The following is an 18,732-nucleotide window of genomic DNA, read 5'->3' as shown; positions in this document are numbered from 1 at the left end:
TTGAGAATAGTAGAAAAGTTTAAAGATATGATGTTCAAAAAAGAAATAAAAAATGAAATGAGTGCAGAAGAAAAAGAGATATTGAGAATATTAGGAATATCTGAAAATATTGAAGCGGATGTTAAATCTGAGATTACATATTTTACTTGTCTTAAAGTTTTATCTGAGACACTTGGAAAACTACCATTAAAAATGTATCAAGAAACAGATAAAGGTGTAGTTAAAGCTAAAGATGATAATATATATAATTTATTAAGATTAAGACCTAATCCATATATGAGTGCAACTACTTTTTGGACTACAGTTGAAATGAACAGGAATCACTTTGGAAATGCTTATGTATGGTGTAGATATACAGGAGCTAAACTACAAGATTTATGGATAATGCAATCTGATAAAGTTAGAGTCATGGTCGATAATGCTGGATATTTTGGTATGAAAAATAAAATATGGTATATATACAATGATTCTAAAACTGGTAAAGAGTACGTTATGAATGTAGATAATGTATTGCATTTCAAAACAAGTCATTCTTTTGATGGCATAACAGGTACAGCAGTCAAAGATATACTTAAATCTAGTGTCGAAGGCGGATTAGAATCTCAAAAGTTTATGAATAATCTTTATAAGAATGGATTGACAGCGAAATCAGTACTACAATACACAGGAGATTTAGATGAGAAGGCTAAAGCTAGGTTAATAAAAGGTTTAGAATCTTTTGCAAGTGGTGCTGAAAACGCAGGCAAAATAATACCTATACCTTTAGGAATGAAATTATCTACACTAGATGTTAAATTAACTGATGCTCAATTCTTTGATTTAAAGAAGTACAATGCACTTCAAATAGCTGCAGCATTTGGGATTTCTCCAAATTTCTTAAATAATTATGATAAATCCAGTTATTCAAATAGTGAAATGCAACAATTAAACTTTTTAATAAATACACTTCAGTATGTATTGAAGCAATATGAGGAAGAAGTTACATATAAATTGCTGTCTACTCAACAAATAAATCAAGGATATCATTTTAAATTTAATGAAGGTGCAGTGTTAAGAGCAGATTCAGATACTCAATCGCAAGTATTATCTAGATATGTAAATAATGGTATATTAACACCTAATGAAGCACGTTTATTACTTAATTATCCACTTGAGGAAAATGGAGATACTTTAATGTGTAATGGAAATTATATGCCAATTTCAATGTTGGGCAAACAGTATAAGGGAGGAGGTGTGAGAGATGAAAAACAGGAAGGATAATTTAAGTGATTTATTAAAAGTTAAGAATCAAACTGAAACAAGTGCAGATTTATATTTCTATGGTGATATAGTTAGTACTTTTTGGGATTCATGGGATGATACAGATCAATATCCAGAACAAATTAAATCTTTCTTAGATGAAGTTAAAGATAAGAGTCTCAATATATATATAAATAGTCCTGGGGGTAGTGTATTTGCTGGACAAGCCATATATAATATGTTAAAACGTCATAAAGGATATAAAACTGTATATGTAGATGGTTTAGCGGCGTCTATAGCAAGTGTTATAGCTATGGCTGGAGATAAAATAATAATACCTTCAAATGCTCAGTTAATGATACATAAACCCTGGCTTGGTACGTTTGGAAATGCTAATGATTTAAGAGAACAAGCAGATGTATTAGACAAAATAGAAGAAGGTATATTAAATGTATATCAATCTAAAATAAAAGAAGGTATTGATATAGAAACTATAAAAGAAATGGTAAATAAAGAAACTTGGCTTACAGGGGAAGAAGCATCTAAATATTTTGATGTAGAAGTATCAGATAAAGTTAATATAGTTGCTAGTTATAAGAGTGATTATTTAAATAAATTTACTAAAATCCCGAAAGAATTAAAACAAATTGAAAATAAAAATGAAGATGAAAAAGAGAAGTTATTAATTGAATTAGATTTTATCTAGTTCTTTTTTTATGCTCAAATTTAAAGAAAAGGAAACGGTGAAAATTTATGAATAAAGAATTAAGAGAAATGTTAGAAATGATAAATAATAAAAAGGCTGAGGCTAGAGAATTAGTTAACTCAAATAAGCTAGAAGAAGCGAAGGCTATGAAAAACGAAATACAAGAATTACAAAATAAATTTAATTTAATGAAAGATTTATTTGAAGAAGATGTGGAAGGCGTAAAAGATATGGTGGAAATAAACGATAAGAGAGCTAGTAAAGATGATGAAGTATTAGCATTTAATAAAGCGGTATTAGGAAAGCCATTAACTGAATCACAAGCAGCATTAGTTGAAGGAATAGGTGAAGATGGCGGATATTTAGTTCCAGTTGAACAAAAAACACAAATAGAAGAGTTAAAGAGACAATTAATACCTTTAAAAGATTTTTGTAATGTAATACCTGTTGGAACTATGTCAGGATCTATGCCACTTGAAGTTGAAGCAAATGATGAGTTAATAGCATTTGATGAAATGACTGAAATAAATCAATCAACTATAAAATTCGGACAAGTTAAATATGAATTAGGTGACTACGGAGATATAATACCAATATCAAATACTTTATTACAAGATGAAAAAGCTAACTTAACTTCATTTGTAGGTAAGAGATTTGCTAAGAAAGCTGTAAGAACTGAAAATAAAAAGATATTAGCAGAACTATCTAAGGTTAAGAAGATAACTGGCAATGAACTTGCTTTACAAAAAGCTTTAAATGTAGTATTAGATCCTGCTATAGCTGCAAATGCAATAATAATAACTAATCAAGATGGATATGATTATCTGGATTCTTTAAAGGATGCTAATGGAAGACCATTATTAAGTGACTCTTTAGCTCATCCTGGATCAAAAGAATATAAAGGTAAGAGGATAGTTGTACTATCTAATCAACATTTAGCATCTATAGAAGGAAAGTTAAATTTCTATGTTGGAGATATAGCTGAATTTATATCATTCTTTGATAGAGGTGTATATGAAATGGCAGTATCTAAGGAAGCAGGATTTACTAAAAATGCTACTATGATGAGAGTTATAGAAAGATTTGATGTAAAACCAGTTGACACTAAAGCTGTAGTAAATGTTGAAATGCCAGCACCTGTTGTAGCTACATCAAATAAGTAATCAGTATTTAGGGGCTAGATTAATTTCTAGTCCTTTTTAAAGTAGGTGATGAATATTGAAAAATGTAGGTTTACTTGAATTAGGAAAATTACATAAAGAGTATGCTGATATGGTTTTTGATGAAATACGAGTATTTGTAAGAGTAGACGTTGATGATACAGAATTAATAGATGAATTGTGGAGTTTAATTTTATCAGCAGAAATATATCTCAAAAACGCAGGGTGTTATTTTAATTACTATAATGAGTTATTTGTATTAGCTATGAAACTTGTTGTATCTTTTTATAATGAAAATGGTAAGTCAGAAGACTTTGGTTATTCATTAAGAACTATTATAACTCAATTAAAGTATTGTTATGGTGATGAAAATGAATAGTAGAGAGTTGAACGAAAAAATAGTTATACAAGAGTTGAAAGTAATATTAGATGCTGGTCGTGAGCAGAAAACTTATATAGATAAGTATAGAGTTAGGGCAAAAAAGAAAACTGTATCAACTAAAGAATTTATCTCTAATAATTCAAACTTTACAAGTTTAACTCTTAAATTTATCATTAGAAAAAGAGATATCAATTCAGATTACTTTGTGTTATATAAAAATGATATATTCAATATCAAGCATGTTCATGAGTTTGAGGATGGTTTGCATATAGAATTAACGGTAGAGAAGGTGAGTTAGGATGGGGTTAAAATATGACTTTAGTGCTTTAATAGATAAATTAGATGATATGGAAAAGAGTATACAAAAAGATGTAGCTAAGAATGCATTAAGTAAAGGTGCAGATGTTTTACTGAAGGCTCAAATTGAGAAAGCTCCAATAGATAGTGGGGAGTTAGTTTCAAGTTTAGATAAGACTAATATTAAAGGTAACGGGTTGAAAGCTAAGATTAACATAGGTATTGAAAACGGTGATAAAGACACAATAAGGTACGGATATTATCAAGAATACGGAACTGAGAATATGGTCGGTAAGAAGTGGATGAAATCTGCATGGAATGAAGGCATTAAAGAAGCTAGTGATGAAATAAAGGAAAGTATAGTTAATGACTTACTTAAGTAGGTGGTAATTTGGAAGGTAAGATATTTAAAATAATGAAATCTATTGGAATTAACGCTTATTATCAAGAGTGTAGTGAACCAATCAACGAATATGTGATATATAGTATCTATCAAGAAAAAGATACTGAGATAGCAGATAATGTAAGTCAAGCTACTGTGTATTATATCACTATGAATTATTGGTATATTAATGAAAATAGATATAAACAAATTAAGAATACAATGAAATCTAATGGTTTTAAATATGATGGATCTAGAGATAGAATTGGAGAAAATCATTTAGGAAAGACGATGGATTTTGTTTTTAAGGAATGGAACGATTAATTGACGTTCTTTTTTTATGTGAAAAATTAAATGGTAGTAGATGGTCGAGTCTACAAAATAAAAGAGGTAAAAAATTATGGCAAATTATAATGAAAAAATAGTGTTTGGTATGGATGAAATACACATAGCGACAGTTAATGAAGATGGAAGTTTTGGAGTGCCAGTTAAAATATTAGGTGCTAAGGCTGTTGAGGCATCGTTTGAATCAACTGAAAAAGCTATACATGCAGACAATATAACAGTTTATTCAGATAAAAGGATAAAAGATGGTAAAGGTAAATTAACAGTTTTAGGGTTAACAACTACTGAAAAAGCTTTATTAGCAGGAACAGAAAATATGTCTGGAGGTTTTGCGGTAAGCCAATCTATGAATGCTCCAAGACTAGCTTTATTATTTAAACAAGATAAAGCAGATAAAGGTAAATTATTAAACGTTATATATAATGTTCAATTCTCTATACCTGGTATAAATGCAGTTACTACTGAAGGTGAAATGGAAGAACAAACTTTTGAAATAGATTTCTCTTGTTTACCAGAGTTAGGAAGTGGAGAAGGATATTTCTTCTATACAGTAGATACTACTGATGCAAAAGCTGACTCAACAATGGTTGGAAAATGGTTTACAGAGGTTCAATTCCCTAAGCCAACAGTATCAGTTATAGCAAAATAATTTTACTTTAAAGAGTTTTGGTACAGACCTCTAAAACTGTACCTCCAATGTAAATCTAAATGAAAAGGTGGTGATATTGTGTACAAAGATAAGATATTATATGGATTGAATAAAATACACTATTGTAAAAAGGACAGTATTATTAAGCATATAAAAGGAGCTTTAGATATAGAGGTAATTTTAAGTCAAGAATATGAGTATAAAAAGAAATGTGGACATGATGCTATAAGATTTAATGCCCCAATTAGAGGAAAAGGAAAATTAACTTTATTAGGCTTAACACTAGAAGAACAGGCAGATTTGTTGGGATATAAGTATGAAAATGGAGAGTTGGCAGTAGGAAGTAACCCAACTCCTCCGAATGTATCTTTATTATTTGCTAGAAAAAGGGCTGATGGAGGAGAGTTATATACAGTTTTATATAACTGTATTTTTGAAAATAGTAATATAACAGGGTTAACTAAAACTGGGGATTTCGAAGAACAAACACTTACACTAAGTTTTGATGTGTTATATGACTTTAAGAGAAAATGGACTTACTTTGTATTAGATAATAAGGTCGGAAATCAAAATAAAGTAAATAATTTCTTTAAGCAAATACAAGTACCAGGAGGGAATAATTAATGATAAATGATATTATAGAAATTAAATTAAATGGTAAGACATATAGAGCTAGACTTGACATGGGAGCTATTGCAGCGGCTCAATTTGATGTTCAAAAAGTTAAAGAAAATATGACTGTTGTTGAGATGTTTGATTCTATAAAAAAAGAAAACTATAAGGTTATAAATAGCTTAATAATAGAATCAATAAAAAGATGTCATCCTCAACTTACGACAGAAGATATTTTAGAAGATATGAAACTAAAAGAAAAAAGTGTAATAATGGGACAAGTGGCGGAGTTAATAAAAGCTAGTTTGCCTATAGATGAAGATAAAAAAAAAGAGATGGAATAGTTAACCCTTATAAAAAGGTTCAGGATTGGGATATGGTAGAAATGGAATATTTCTGGTATACAGTCTTAAAAAGGTTTGATGATTTCTGGAGTAAAACTCCTAAATATTTCTTCAAAATGAGAGATGCGCACATCAAATTCAATGGATTAGATAAACAAGATAAAAAGAGAGAAGTTGTAAGCGGTACTTCATGTGGATAAAAAAGAAGGGTATAAGTCATTAAAATATGTGATTTATACCCTATTTTTTTACGTTAAATTAAGAAAAGAGTGGTGATAGATAGAATGAGTAGAAGTGGAGAAATAGAAAAGTTAACCTTCGGCTTGGAATTGGATGGACAATCATTTTCAAAAGAATTATCAAATTTAAAAAAACATACTAGAAATTTAACTAATGATTTTGATAATGCTAGTAAGTCTATAGATCAAGCAGAAGATAAATTAGAGGCTATGACTCAAGCTATGCAAAAAGGTAATAGGGCATTTGATGCAACAGAGAAAAAATTACAAATGCAAACAAAGCAATATGATGATTTATATAAAAAGACAGAAAAACAGAGACAAAAGTATGATGAATTATCACAAGAGTTAAAGAAGTCAGAAAAAGCATTAACAGATATGGCCAACAAAGGTGACAAATCTAGTGAGGCATATAAAAAACAGGAAAAATCAGTTAGTGATTTAAAGAAAGCATTAGGCAGTCAAGTTGAATTAGTTCAGAAAAATTCAAATAAGCTACAACAATATAGTACAGATATAGATAAGACTACCAATGAATTAGGTAAATTAAAAACATCTATAGGGGATTTAGAAACCTCAATGACATCTATGGACGGAGGAGCAGAAGCATTATCAAGATTTAAAGATATAGCTAGTGATGCAGGTATTGACTTGAGTCTATTAGAATTAGGGGCAAAAAGTGCTGCAATAGCTATAGCTGCTATATTTGCTAAACAAGTTTATGATGGAGCTATATCTTATGATAACGCATTAACTGATTTAAGAATAAGTCTAGGATTAACAGAAGATAGTGCAAAAGATTTACTAAATACTATGAAAGATATTACTGATGGAGGATATTCTATTGAAGGAGTTAGTGAATCGGTAAAATATTTAGAACAAAGGTTTAACTTAACTGTAGAGGAAACAGAAAACCTAGCTCAATCTATGGACTTATTAAATAAATATGGATATGAGTCTGCAGATGTAACTAGATTTATGACTTCAGCTGTAAATGATTGGGGAATGAGTCATGAGCAAGCACTAGATATGATCATAGCTGGAGAACAAACTGGACTTAACATGTCTAAAGATTGGTTAGATACATTAGTTGAATATACTCCTATTTTATCTACATTAGGGTTAAGTGGGCAAGAGGCGTTTGCTTTAATTGATGAGGCTGTAAATGCGACAGGAATGAACACTGATCAGGCCGCGGATATGGTAAAAGAATTCTTTCTGTCTTTAACAGATGGAAGTACAACGAGCAAAGATGCATTTAAAGATTTAGGAATAGACATAGATGAGTTAAAGAAAAAAATAGATGATGGTTCTATTAGTTCTGCCGATGCAATGAAGCAAGTAATGAAAGCTATAATGAATGTCGGGGATGAAACAGAAAGAGCAAGATTACTACAAGAAATATTCAAAGGAACAGTTGAGTATGGATCTGAAGGTGTAGTGGAAGCGTGGGCTAATATGCAAGGTTCTGTAAATGATACATCTGGAGCTATGCAAGAGGCAAAAAATGCTTATGAAGACTCTTACTCTGCAATGCAACAAGATTTAACAACTTCATGGACAGAGCTAAAACAGGAAATAGGTAGAGGTGTAATACCAGCACTTACCGAAGTGACTAAGTTTTTTCAAGAAATGGTTAATGGGGCTAGTTATGCACCTACTGCAATAGGAACAGGATTTCAAATATTAGGCAATCAAATAGGAAATGCTTTTGATGGAGCTCAAGGTAAGGTTTTAGAATTTTACTCTTCGATTCTAAATTGGAATTTAAAAGTTGCTGAAAAGTTTGGAAATAAAGAAAAAGCAAATTCAATAAAAAAAGATCTAGATGAAGTAGATAGAAAACATGAAGAAGTATCTCAAAGAATAGGCGATAGAGAACAAGAAATAGATAAATTAAGAAAAGAAAGAGATAAGGCCTATGATGATGCATTTTTAGATATTGATACAGAGCCTTCTAAGCAAAAAGTTGTAGAGTTAACAAAAGCATACTCAGATATTCCTAAAGAAGTTAAAACTGTGTTAAGAGCTAACGATGATGAATCTAAGGCGAAAGCATTAAATGTTTATAATCTTTATGAGCAATTACCTCCTGAGATTCAAACGGTTATCAAAGCAGATAATTATAAAGCATTAGAAGGTGCTAATACAGTACAAGATATATTAAACAACATACCAGTTGAAAAGAGAGTAGCGTTATTAACAGACATTTCCAATAGTGGAATAATGGCTCCTGAACAACTTCAACAAATATTAGATTCTTTACCTGAAGAGGAAAGAGTTAAAATTGAAACAAATATAGCTAATGCAGATAAGATAACTCAGACTAAAAAAGATATCGAAAATATACCCAAAGAATCTTCTACAAAAGTAAGCGTAGATACAGGAGATAGTGAAGCTAAAGCTCAAAATGTGAAAAAAGAAGTAGATTCAGTAAATGGTAAAGTTTCAACAGCTACATTTAAAGCAGAAACAGCTCAAGCGAGTAAAAACGTGACAGGACTCAAGAAAAATATTTCAAGTTATGATGCTAAAAATACTAATAAAACTAAAATAACTAAGTTTAATACTGTAACAGCTCAAGCAGCCAAAAACGTAACAGGGTTAGCAAATAAAATTAGTTCATTTGTGAGTAGTTACGCTAAATCATTTACGACTACTTTTAATGTAGTAACTAAGTATTCAACTCAAGGTAGCCCTACATCTCATTCAAATGGGGCTAGACCAAAAAGCAAACCTAAATTTAGACCAGTAAGTTTTATGTCTATACCTAAAAAGACTGAAATAGATAGTAGAGATAAGTTAAGAACTGTTGCTAGAGAAACATTTAATCCGTATATGAATAATATAGAACCTCCAAGCGAAGTTAGATTTAGATCAATAAATTTTGAAGCTATATCACAGAATACACCTCAACTACAAGCACTAAATCCATCTATGGTGTTATCTGGGGTTGAAAATAATGTAAACTTATTGTCAGACTTAGAGAATCAACTTAAAGCTATAAACAATCAATTAGATATATTAGATAAAAAAGCAGATGATGCATTAGGTCAAGATAAGATAGGATACTTACAACAACAGAATGCATTATATAAACAACAACAAGATTTACAACATAATATAGCTGAAAATTTAAGAGTTCAACAAAATGAATTAAGATATTATCTATCACAACAAGGATATGGATTTGATTCCGATGGAAGTATTTCAGGATATAAGGATGCCATATATAATATAGAAAAAGAGTTAAAATCATTAAACTCTGTATCTGGAGATAAGAATGAGACTAGAATAAAAGACTTAGAAAGAATGAAGAAGTATCTTGAAGAGTATACAGATATTACTTTAGATAAGATACCAAAAGCACAATCCGAATGGTGGAAGTTGCATAACTCTATAAATGAAAATATAGACTCAGTTAAGGAATTACAAACTCAACTTAAATACTTTGATGAAGAAGTTTCTATAGATAAATATTCTAATGAGTTAGGTTATATAAACAAAGAGTTAGACATACTTGATAAGAAGTTAGATAATTTACATGGAACTAATAAAGTAGGAGTTCTACAACAACAAATTGAGTTTCTTAAGAGACAACAAATTGAGTTACATAACTTAGCTAATGCACACAGAGCCGTACAATCTCAATTAAAGGATTATTTAGGAACTCAAGGATTTGTGTTTGATGAGTTTGGTAAGATTGCAAACTATGATCATTTAAATAGTTTTGCTAGCTATGGCAATTTAGAAGAAATCAAGAAATCATTAGAAGAGTATGTGAAACTTACTAATAGTGAAATTCCTAAACTATCACAAGAATGGTGGCAAGTTGAAGAGGCGATTAAAAAGACTCAGGATTCAATAGAAGAGTTGAATCATAAAACATCACTTAGCCAATTCATACATTCTCTTGAAGAAATAAGTCATTCTTTAGATAGAGTTGAAGATAAAATGGATTTATTGGACAAGAAGAATGAACATGTTTATGGCAAGGATAAGCTTGATTATTATAATAAAAAAATAGATTTAATGAAAGAAGAAAAGAAACTTCTAGAAGGGCAGTATAAGGAGTATTTAAATTTACATTATGCAAAAAAAGTTCATCTAGAACAGTATGGGGTTCAGTTTGATGAGTCTTCCTTAATAACAAATTATGATGAAGTTTTAAATAAATATGCTAATACAGATCAATATGAGAAGGTTAAAAAATACCTTGATGAATACATTAAATTGACCAGAGATGAGATACCAGATGCATGGAAAGACTGGCTTGACTTAGAGAACAAGATTAAGGATATACAAAAGGAAAAGTTATATTTAGTAAAAGAAGTTGAAGATAAGATAACTGATGCATATAAGAAACAAGTAGAAGAGCGTAAAAAATTAATCAAAGAAGAGTTAGACGAAAGAGTAGACGCCATAAATAAGGAAAAGGAAGCGTATAATGATGCGAGAGCCAAGGCAGATTATGAAGATGAGTATCAGAAACAGTTAGATAAAGTACAAAAACTACAAGCGGAATATGATAGTATAAGCGGAGATAATTCATTAGGTAATAAAAAAAGACTAGAAGATTTACTTAATCAAATCAAAGATGAGCAAGAAAAATTAGAAGATTTAGTACAAGGCAAAATAGATAAAGATGTAAATGATTTTTTTGATAAGGAATCGGATAAATTAACTGAAAATGCTGAAAGTGCTATTAAGGACTTAGAAGATAAATTTAGTGACTCTAAGTTTGCGGAGTTAGTAGCACAAGCATTAGGCTCTGGGGTATTTACTGATATTGAGGGTAATGTGTCTTCTTTAGAAGATGCTTTAATTAATTTTGCAGAAGAAAGTGGAGATTTATTTGGAGCGTTAGGTGGTATCATTGAAAGTGAGTTAGTTGGAAACTTAGAACAAGCCTTAGATACATACAAAGAATTAGATAGTATTTTAAATGGGTTAGGTATAAGTCAAATGAGAGGTTTTTCAATGCCTAATGTAGATTATTCAAGTGCTAGATATAATCCAAGTTCCACATCAAATATTTCTAACACAAATAATAATTCTACTAGTTATGACTTTAACTTTAATTCACCGCTCGTTGTAGTAGAAGGTAACGCAGATAAGAGTACTGTAGAAGATTTAAAGAAATATGAAACTAGAATAGTAAAAAAAGTAACTTCTGAAATTGTAGGAAAAATGAATGGAAGATAGAGAGGTATATTAATTATACCTCTTTTTTTATGCGAAATTAAAATGAAAAGGGGTATGTAAAATGGGGTTAATAAAATTAGAGGAGATATTGAAGTTAGATAGATTTAGAGATTTGAAAGAAGATGGCAGAGTTATAGAAAATGGAATAATAGATGAAATTATAAGAATGGCATATGAAAATATGGAACAAAAGTATGCTTACAACGCTAAAAAGAAAAAATACGAAATGGTGTATGGTAACTATATCAGACACCAAAAATTTGAAAAAGAAAGTTATCTTGATCTATTTTTTAGAACTGTAGAAAAGATAGTAAAAGAATTACATAAAGGATCAATATTGGATGATGAAAGTAAAGAAGAATACTTACAAGAAGCAAGAGTTTTAGGTTATATAGCTTTAAATGATTTAGTAAATGGTAAATTTAATAGTACTTTAGAGAAAAGAGGAATTACAGTAAATTCGGTGAAAGATTTTAAAGAAGTACTAAAAGATGAAGAAAAAATAAATACAATGTGTGCTATGATTTACACTATTATTAAAAATTTATTAAGGAAACAATTATATAAGCATGACAATCAAGGATACTATTTAGAGTATTATTGGGATGAACAAGAGAAGAAAAAAAAGACTAGAAAAATAGACAAAGATAATATAAGTTTTGAAATGAATGCCTATAAAGAAGATGATAATGGTAAAACTTTAATTGATAAAATAGGAGAAAAGGATTATTACACTATAGATGGAGAGGTCGATGATTCTAACAATTTATTAGGATATTTAGCTAACAAATCAAATTCTATATTTATGAAAAAACAAAGAGATACATTAAGTAAATTTGATGAAGATGGAAATTATCTAGGAGCATTTGGAAATTCAAATAGAAAACAAGCCAAAGATGGTATGATAAACTCATTAGATAAATATGCTAAAACAGATAGAATGTTATACTTAAATGATAGTAGCTATAATGTAAGAGACGTTGAATTTATTAAACTTTTTGAACTGATAGTTTTAAGTGACAAAAGGAGTGATCAACTTAAATTAATAGCTAAAGAGTTAGACGATAATAAAACCCTATCAAATATTGTATATAATTTAGACGTAGATATTTATAGACCTATAATTCAATTCAAGAATACAAATCAAGTTAATTATAAGTACTTAAATACTAATTTTTTAAAACTACTGTATTCACTTTTAAATGAGTACAATAATAAAGTTGAAGATAAGTTTTACATAGAACATTTTGATTTATATGAAGATAATAAAGTAAAATTTTATATAGATAGATATGTAATGACACTTGGATTATTAGCTAGAAAAGAAAATGAACATGAAATTGTAACAGTAAATCAATTAAGAGAGTTTGTTAATAATATAAAAGGATTTAACTATACTAAAACTAAACAGTTAAATAAATATTTAGAAAGCATTGGATACAACTTAATAACTGAGAAGAGAACGAGTTGTAAAGATAATATATCGTGTTTTAAAATAGAGAGGCTATAGATATTCATTGATTTGAGTATTTATAGCCTAATTTTTTCAATAGTATAGTTTACATTAAAGCTAATAAAATTTTATAAAATTTTATTAGAAATTAATTTGAATTCATCACTGCACATCTTCATTTGATACACTGAAATATTTCTATCTTTAGCAATAGAGATAAGTAAATCTTTGTTTTTGGCGGAAATTTTACACCCAAGATAGATTGATTTAGCCTTAGGCACTATATATTTTCTGTTATTTTTTACAATATCGTGTTCTATAACTAGTCTCCATTCATTTTCATAACTCCAGCATTTACTTTTTTTAGTTAAAGCTCCAATTATAAGAGATGGTTTTTTATTGATATAAGATTCAACTATCTTATCATCATATATAACTGGTCGTATTAAATCCATGTAAATAGGCGTGTCAACATTTTTAAAATCATACTCTATGCAAAATCCCTCATGGTTATTTGAATAATGACTCCACATAAGTATTGAGTCATTTACTTCACTAAAACAAGCTACACACCAATGACTTCTATAATAGTTGATTTTTTCCTGATTAAGCTCATTAATTGTTTCTTTTAAGATTTTATATACTTCAGAACCACTATTGATCTGTGCTTTTTCAGATAAGTCATAAAAAAGAAATTCTAAAGGATTATCTTTTGTAATAATCTCATCGAAATATGTATCTAAATCAATATTTAAATCTGATATTATTTTTCCGTAGTTTTTATTAAAAATAGTTTTGGATTTAAGCAAGTTTCTCGATACATGCTCAAAGGTATTTAAACTAAAGAATGAGTCATAAGGATCATTAAAGTCGTTTGGATGACTTAACCAAACCCTACTAGATTCCAGCTCTTCTTTACTATAATCATTTACATCTCTATATCTATATAGTTTTTCAGGAAATTTACAATGTCTCAAATTTCTTGACTTCTTAATAGCTATTTCATCATATGAATTATATAGTAAATTCCAATAATCTTTTTTCCACATGTTTTGCATAAAAGTTTCCCCCTGTAAAATATTTATATAAAGATATAATATCATAAAATACTATTTTAAAAAATTTCTATTTATAAAAAGCAACTTTTGTGCGATTAAACATATAGTGTATTAGAAACAAACAAAATCAATCAATAAGGGGTGATATTGAACATGTCAAAACAGAGAAGCGAAGAGGTAAGAATACCTATATCATTTAAGAAGACACCAGAGGAGTTGAGTATTTATAATTACATCAAAGATAATTCTACAATGATAGGGCAAAGTGCATTTATTAAACAACTCGTAATGGAAGAAATGAAACAAAAAGGAGAATGGAAGTTTTAAGTAAAATTAAAGGACTCCAGGAGTGCCATCCATAGAGTCCAATGTGTTTGGTGAACTATAAAAATATAATTCATATATATAGTTCTCCATAAAATGTCAAATACCTTTTTTAAATTAAAATTTGGAGGAATTATTATGAAAATCTTAGTAAATGGTAGCGCAATGTCAGAAATAATAGATGAATTTGTTTTTACTAAGGAAGAAGATGTAAATATAAAATTACTAGACAAAGTGGTAGGACATATTAAGAGAAATAAGAAAATGTATGCTAGATTAGTTTATTTAGTAGTGTTATTTTTCAATTTAAATGGAGCAGTTATATTTGCAAATGGATACAATCCTTTAACTATGGAGTTCTTTGGATATATAAAAATGGCATGTAAAGCAATAATGCTTATAGGATGGCCATTAGAAATAATCAAAGCTGTATCAGGTGGTACTATAGATCAATTGGGTAGAATTTCAATGAAATATATAGCTCTAGGGTTAATTATAAGATTTTTACCTACTATTGTTTCTAAAATATTGCCATAAGGGGGATACAAGCATGTTTATTGATAACTTGAAAGATGCTCAAGAATTTATAAATAATATAGCAAATAAATCTAAAGAACAGTCTGTATGGGATAGCGCGAAAACTGCATTTGACGGAATTAATGCAATTATTGATGGATTATTTAACCTACTTAGTTTTATAAAAAAATGTATAACGGATTCAGACTTTTTGATAAACTTTTTAAAAGAAATAGCTCCGGATACAGTTTTAATAATACTTTCTATTTTAATAATAATGAGGTTTTTAGGCTTTGAAAGTACTGGAAAATGGATTGCTATTATATTAGTTATTTCATTTGTAATAGGTATTTTATAGGAGGACGTTTATATGAAACTAATACAACTAGCTATAAAACATTGTAAAAAGATAGTATCTATATTATTAATAACACTAATTTTAATTATTCCATCAAATACATTTGCAAATAATACAGAATATAGAGTAGGAGATATTCAAAGAACGGAACTTATAAAACAATCACAGATGATAGATTGGAATCAATTTGATAAAGAACTAAGTATAGATGAAAAGTTTTTAATGATAGATTATTATACGGGGTACTATCTTGTGTGTAGTCGTATGGGGGGAGGTAAGCATGCAGATGTAGAACCTATAGATGAGGAGTCTAATGAGAATATAAAGAAGATAATGGATAGTGGAAGAGGCGGTAAAAGAAGACCTGTAATAATTTTATTAGAGGACGGTAGTTCGTATTTGGGAAGTAGCTTTATGGTAGGTCATGCAGGTATAGACAAAGAACCTTATTTAAAAGAATTAAATAGAAGATCTAACGGATATGGGAAAGGTGAGAACTACGATAAAGTAAAAGGAAATGGTATGGATGGACATATGTGTTTATTCGTTGAAGGATGTAGAAACCACTGGAATGGCCAGAAAAATGAAAGTCATGAAAAGAATTTGAATTTCTTAGAAGATAAACATAAGGAGGCTAAACGTATATGAAATCTATAAAAATAACAGACTATTTTCAATTACTAAGTACTAAGCAACAATTAAGTTATTATAAAATAATACCTCATCAAAATACTAGAAATTATAAATCTACTGAAATATCCAAGGTTATAAATAAATGCTATAAGGGTATATCTAAGAGAATCTATAAGCAAGAAAAGACGTGGTTTATAGAAGTACCTACAAAAATAGCTTACTACATTTATATATCCAAGGATGAAGGTATAGAGTTTTATTTAATAGTTCCAAGCATATACAACTCACTAGTATTAGATCAGCTATCTAGTTGTTGGGATAAAGTAGAGGTGAAGAGAGTTTTAGACATACCTACATTAAAAGATAATTGTAGTAAAATAAGCATGGAGTTTACTAAAGAAGATGCTTTGTCATTAAATATAGCAGATAAAAAATCTAATGAAATACTAGCTAAACAACTTAATGTAGTAGATATTATGAGTTCGGGAGATAAATTAGGTATCTATTATAATTTCAACTATACAAGCCCATACAAAAAACTAGGATTTCAAACTAACTATAATAAGGCAATGGATAAAGTAAAAGAGGGAAAAAGTCTAGATAAAATAAGATTAAATAGAGATTCCATTTTAAAATCCGTATTAAGGATATTAATTAGAGGTGGAGAAGATATATTATCTGGAGTATCTGAGTTATTAGGAGAGAAAAGAAAATCTGATGATATGGCTGCACTAAATAGAACATTAGGAGTATTACAAAAGAAAGATTTATCTAAAGATACAAAGACTAAAGGCCAACTAGATATAATATCAACACAAATATTACTTATGAGTGAATCTAAAGATAAAAATATTGAAAAGACTAATATACAATCTTTAGCTCAGTCATTCAATGAGTTAGATGGAGATAATACATTAAGAGCTAAGAAGTTATCAAATAAGCTTAAAGTAGATTTAAATAAATGTAGCCTACCAAGTCAAGTATCATCAAATCTTATGTCTGCAGAAGAAGTTGGAAGTATAGTAGTCCAACCGGGTAAGGAATTAATAACTAAACACAATATAGAATCAAATTCTATAAATGAGGAATCTGTACCTAATATATGTAAGAAGGGGTATATATCTACAGGTATATCTAGTAAAAAAGGGAAGTCTCATAAATCATATCTTAATCCTAATCCCGATCAAGATACAGGTTTAACCATAACAGGAAAACAGGGGAGTGGGAAAACTGAAGGGTTAAAGAATTATTCTAATGATTGTATTAAACATGGTGATAGTCTTGTTATTCTAGATTATATAGGAAACAATGATTTAGCTAACACTATACAGCAAATTGTACCTAAAGATAAATTAGTATTAAAAGACTTATCTAAAATGGAATGCATGGAAAGCATAGCTTACAATGAGAAATATTATACTGATGATATGGACTTAATGGATAAACTAGATGTAATATCTGAAAAGAGCCAATTAATAACTCAATTAATTAATAGCTTTAATTTTGCTCAAGATCTAACAAGTGCTATGAGAAGATTTTTTGTTAGTGCTGCTAATATAACATATGCCGTAAACCAACATGCTAGCTTTAGAGAAATAATAGACTGTTTAGAGTTCTATGATACTAGAATGAGTTTAATAGCAAATATACCTGATGAGTTTAAATCATTTTGTGATAAGCATGTTAGAAACTTACTTAAATTAAATGATAAACATACCAAAGGAGACTTAAAAGGAGAAGACAATGGTGAAACCTGTGAAAGTAAAATAGACCGTATACTTGATAGAGTAAGTGTCATGGCTGAATCTCCAAGACTTGAATATATGTTACAAAAGAATGTAGCTGATAATATTAATTTTGAAGAATGCTTTAATGAAGGTAAAGTAATAGTTATTAAAATGAGACAAGATAAATTTGGATCTCAACATATGAAGAATATGCTAACTTTATACTTTGTTACTAGAATTTGGGAAGCATGCGTTAATAGGTACTCTAAATCAAATGGAGAAGAGTTGAAGAGAGTACATTTAATGATAGATGAACCACACCAAGTTCCAATAGTAACTAATTATCTTAAACCACTTCTAACACAAATGAGAAAGTACAGATTAAAGCCTGTATTTGCAACTCAGAGTCTTTTGCAACTAGAACACATACTAGATGACCTAAAGGGAGCAGGATTTAGTTATATGTTATTAGCAGGAAGCGATAAGGTTAACTTTAAACTACTATCAGAAGAACTTAATCCTTATGAGATGGAAGACTTATTAAATCTTGAAAGATTCCATAGTTTAAACTTAATTCCTGATGAAAATGGAGTATTAAGACCATTTATAACTAAACTACCTCCTAAGTTAAATATAAATTATGATAATGCAATTAGTACAAATAATGAAAAAAATTATAGTGAGTGTAATTCTAAAGTTATAGATTTTCCTTCTAGAATTTGTTAGCTTAAAATTTATTTGTACATTTTCATTAAAAGTGGAACATTTATCTTGTACAGTTTCATATACTTCTGTAAAGGAAGTTTAGTGACGTACAGAAGTATATGAACTTACAGTATAAAAGGTAAATCAGCTCGTACTATTTTGACTGGATACGTATATTGTACGTTTTAGATTTTCGACAACTTGGTCGACAAGGGTTACAAATAATGTTTGTCACCTTTCATCTTCAGTTTAAAAGCATTGGTTTGTTGTCATATTAGCATTATAACTAATAGTTAGATTGCTCTTTTGAAGAAACATTTCTCTATTTTGACCTGCATGGAATATTGTACGTTTCAGCTTTTTTACACTAATTTGACCTCATGCAAACAATCCTTGCA

At 29.1% G+C, this 18,732-nt stretch carries 19 protein-coding genes; 18 read left to right on the top strand and 1 reads right to left on the bottom strand.

The genetic code is table 11. The features are described from left to right. The 13 genes from KXZ80_RS08350 to KXZ80_RS08290 all read left to right on the top strand — a co-directional run bounded on the left by KXZ80_RS08350 (position 1) and on the right by KXZ80_RS08290 (position 13,070). Positions 1–1,260 carry a phage portal protein gene (locus tag KXZ80_RS08350; protein ID WP_021433026.1) on the top strand — a complete coding sequence of 420 codons (1,260 nt, stop codon included), beginning with the start codon at positions 1–3 and terminating at the stop codon, positions 1,258–1,260. Next, complete coding sequence (locus KXZ80_RS08345; protein WP_021433025.1) at positions 1,241–1,945, top strand: head maturation protease, ClpP-related; 705 nt, start codon at positions 1,241–1,243, stop codon at positions 1,943–1,945. Before KXZ80_RS08350 ends, KXZ80_RS08345 begins: the two co-directional genes overlap by 20 nt. 47 nt (positions 1,946–1,992) lie before the next feature. Then, positions 1,993–3,108 (top strand): phage major capsid protein, encoded by a 1,116-nt coding sequence (locus KXZ80_RS08340; protein ID WP_021433024.1) that lies wholly within the window; start codon positions 1,993–1,995, stop codon positions 3,106–3,108. Between the two features lie 55 nt (positions 3,109–3,163). Beyond that, on the top strand, positions 3,164–3,484 hold the full coding sequence (locus tag KXZ80_RS08335) for a head-tail connector protein (protein WP_021433023.1): 321 nt from the start codon (positions 3,164–3,166) through the stop codon (positions 3,482–3,484). Further along, on the top strand, positions 3,477–3,785 hold the full coding sequence (locus KXZ80_RS08330; RefSeq protein ID WP_021433022.1) for a phage head closure protein: 309 nt from the start codon (positions 3,477–3,479) through the stop codon (positions 3,783–3,785). The genes KXZ80_RS08335 and KXZ80_RS08330 overlap by 8 nt, the downstream gene beginning before the upstream one ends. Before the next feature lies 1 nt (position 3,786). Beyond that, positions 3,787–4,167: an HK97-gp10 family putative phage morphogenesis protein gene (locus KXZ80_RS08325; protein WP_021433021.1), complete on the top strand. Its 381-nt coding sequence runs from the start codon at positions 3,787–3,789 to the stop codon at positions 4,165–4,167. A gap of 8 nt (positions 4,168–4,175) precedes the next feature. Next, positions 4,176–4,490 (top strand): hypothetical protein, encoded by a 315-nt coding sequence (locus KXZ80_RS08320; protein ID WP_021433020.1) that lies wholly within the window; start codon positions 4,176–4,178, stop codon positions 4,488–4,490. A 76-nt stretch (positions 4,491–4,566) separates the two neighbouring features. Continuing rightward, positions 4,567–5,160 (top strand): major tail protein, encoded by a 594-nt coding sequence (locus tag KXZ80_RS08315; protein ID WP_021433019.1) that lies wholly within the window; start codon positions 4,567–4,569, stop codon positions 5,158–5,160. A 78-nt stretch (positions 5,161–5,238) separates the two neighbouring features. Next, the gene (locus KXZ80_RS08310) at positions 5,239–5,784 is read left to right on the top strand and encodes a major tail protein (protein WP_021433018.1); all 546 of its coding nucleotides are present in this window, start codon (positions 5,239–5,241) and stop codon (positions 5,782–5,784) included. Further along, positions 5,784–6,116 carry a hypothetical protein gene (locus KXZ80_RS08305; RefSeq protein ID WP_021433017.1) on the top strand — a complete coding sequence of 111 codons (333 nt, stop codon included), beginning with the start codon at positions 5,784–5,786 and terminating at the stop codon, positions 6,114–6,116. Before KXZ80_RS08310 ends, KXZ80_RS08305 begins: the two co-directional genes overlap by 1 nt. A 41-nt stretch (positions 6,117–6,157) precedes the next feature. Further along, positions 6,158–6,316: a hypothetical protein gene (locus KXZ80_RS08300; RefSeq protein WP_156344340.1), complete on the top strand. Its 159-nt coding sequence runs from the start codon at positions 6,158–6,160 to the stop codon at positions 6,314–6,316. 84 nt (positions 6,317–6,400) lie between these two features. Continuing rightward, positions 6,401–11,560: a phage tail tape measure protein gene (locus KXZ80_RS08295; RefSeq protein WP_021433015.1), complete on the top strand. Its 5,160-nt coding sequence runs from the start codon at positions 6,401–6,403 to the stop codon at positions 11,558–11,560. Positions 11,561–11,621: 61 nt separating this feature from the next. Beyond that, on the top strand, positions 11,622–13,070 hold the full coding sequence (locus KXZ80_RS08290) for a hypothetical protein (protein ID WP_021433014.1): 1,449 nt from the start codon (positions 11,622–11,624) through the stop codon (positions 13,068–13,070). Between the two features lie 71 nt (positions 13,071–13,141). On the opposite strand, the gene KXZ80_RS08285 is transcribed toward KXZ80_RS08290, so the two are convergent. Beyond that, the gene (locus KXZ80_RS08285) at positions 13,142–14,071 is read right to left on the bottom strand and encodes a DUF2971 domain-containing protein (protein WP_021433013.1); all 930 of its coding nucleotides are present in this window, start codon (positions 14,069–14,071) and stop codon (positions 13,142–13,144) included. Positions 14,072–14,224: 153 nt separating this feature from the next. Here KXZ80_RS08285 and KXZ80_RS08280 point away from each other — a divergent pair, with 153 nt between their 5' ends. The 5 genes from KXZ80_RS08280 to KXZ80_RS08260 all read left to right on the top strand — a co-directional run bounded on the left by KXZ80_RS08280 (position 14,225) and on the right by KXZ80_RS08260 (position 18,355). Further along, complete coding sequence (locus tag KXZ80_RS08280) at positions 14,225–14,398, top strand: hypothetical protein (RefSeq protein ID WP_021433012.1); 174 nt, start codon at positions 14,225–14,227, stop codon at positions 14,396–14,398. A gap of 135 nt (positions 14,399–14,533) precedes the next feature. Then, on the top strand, positions 14,534–14,932 hold the full coding sequence (locus tag KXZ80_RS08275) for a hypothetical protein (RefSeq protein WP_021433011.1): 399 nt from the start codon (positions 14,534–14,536) through the stop codon (positions 14,930–14,932). Between the two features lie 13 nt (positions 14,933–14,945). Beyond that, the gene (locus tag KXZ80_RS08270; RefSeq protein WP_021433010.1) at positions 14,946–15,269 is read left to right on the top strand and encodes a hypothetical protein; all 324 of its coding nucleotides are present in this window, start codon (positions 14,946–14,948) and stop codon (positions 15,267–15,269) included. A gap of 12 nt (positions 15,270–15,281) precedes the next feature. Continuing rightward, positions 15,282–15,917 carry a hypothetical protein gene (locus tag KXZ80_RS08265; RefSeq protein ID WP_021433009.1) on the top strand — a complete coding sequence of 212 codons (636 nt, stop codon included), beginning with the start codon at positions 15,282–15,284 and terminating at the stop codon, positions 15,915–15,917. Beyond that, positions 15,914–18,355, top strand: a complete 2,442-nt coding sequence (locus KXZ80_RS08260) for a type IV secretory system conjugative DNA transfer family protein (RefSeq protein ID WP_021433008.1) — start codon at positions 15,914–15,916, stop codon at positions 18,353–18,355. Before KXZ80_RS08265 ends, KXZ80_RS08260 begins: the two co-directional genes overlap by 4 nt. The last annotated feature ends 377 nt before the right edge of the window (positions 18,356–18,732 follow it).

The organism is Paraclostridium bifermentans (assembly GCF_019916025.1).
Classification (GTDB): domain Bacteria; phylum Bacillota; class Clostridia; order Peptostreptococcales; family Peptostreptococcaceae; genus Paraclostridium; species Paraclostridium bifermentans.
Note: the sequence above shows the minus strand (reverse complement) of the source record. Positions and strands in the feature narration are given on the sequence as shown.

Coding starts and splice junctions, on each gene's coding strand:
- KXZ80_RS08345 (WP_021433025.1), top strand. CDS start 1,241: ATGAAAAACAGGAAGGATAATTTAAGTGATTTATTAAAAGTTAAGAAT.
- KXZ80_RS08340 (WP_021433024.1), top strand. CDS start 1,993: ATGAATAAAGAATTAAGAGAAATGTTAGAAATGATAAATAATAAAAAG.
- KXZ80_RS08330 (WP_021433022.1), top strand. CDS start 3,477: ATGAATAGTAGAGAGTTGAACGAAAAAATAGTTATACAAGAGTTGAAA.
- KXZ80_RS08325 (WP_021433021.1), top strand. CDS start 3,787: ATGGGGTTAAAATATGACTTTAGTGCTTTAATAGATAAATTAGATGAT.
- KXZ80_RS08315 (WP_021433019.1), top strand. CDS start 4,567: ATGGCAAATTATAATGAAAAAATAGTGTTTGGTATGGATGAAATACAC.
- KXZ80_RS08305 (WP_021433017.1), top strand. CDS start 5,784: ATGATAAATGATATTATAGAAATTAAATTAAATGGTAAGACATATAGA.
- KXZ80_RS08300 (WP_156344340.1), top strand. CDS start 6,158: ATGGAATATTTCTGGTATACAGTCTTAAAAAGGTTTGATGATTTCTGG.
- KXZ80_RS08295 (WP_021433015.1), top strand. CDS start 6,401: ATGAGTAGAAGTGGAGAAATAGAAAAGTTAACCTTCGGCTTGGAATTG.
- KXZ80_RS08290 (WP_021433014.1), top strand. CDS start 11,622: ATGGGGTTAATAAAATTAGAGGAGATATTGAAGTTAGATAGATTTAGA.
- KXZ80_RS08285 (WP_021433013.1), bottom strand. CDS start 14,071: ATGCAAAACATGTGGAAAAAAGATTATTGGAATTTACTATATAATTCA.
- KXZ80_RS08280 (WP_021433012.1), top strand. CDS start 14,225: ATGTCAAAACAGAGAAGCGAAGAGGTAAGAATACCTATATCATTTAAG.
- KXZ80_RS08275 (WP_021433011.1), top strand. CDS start 14,534: ATGAAAATCTTAGTAAATGGTAGCGCAATGTCAGAAATAATAGATGAA.
- KXZ80_RS08270 (WP_021433010.1), top strand. CDS start 14,946: ATGTTTATTGATAACTTGAAAGATGCTCAAGAATTTATAAATAATATA.
- KXZ80_RS08265 (WP_021433009.1), top strand. CDS start 15,282: ATGAAACTAATACAACTAGCTATAAAACATTGTAAAAAGATAGTATCT.
- KXZ80_RS08260 (WP_021433008.1), top strand. CDS start 15,914: ATGAAATCTATAAAAATAACAGACTATTTTCAATTACTAAGTACTAAG.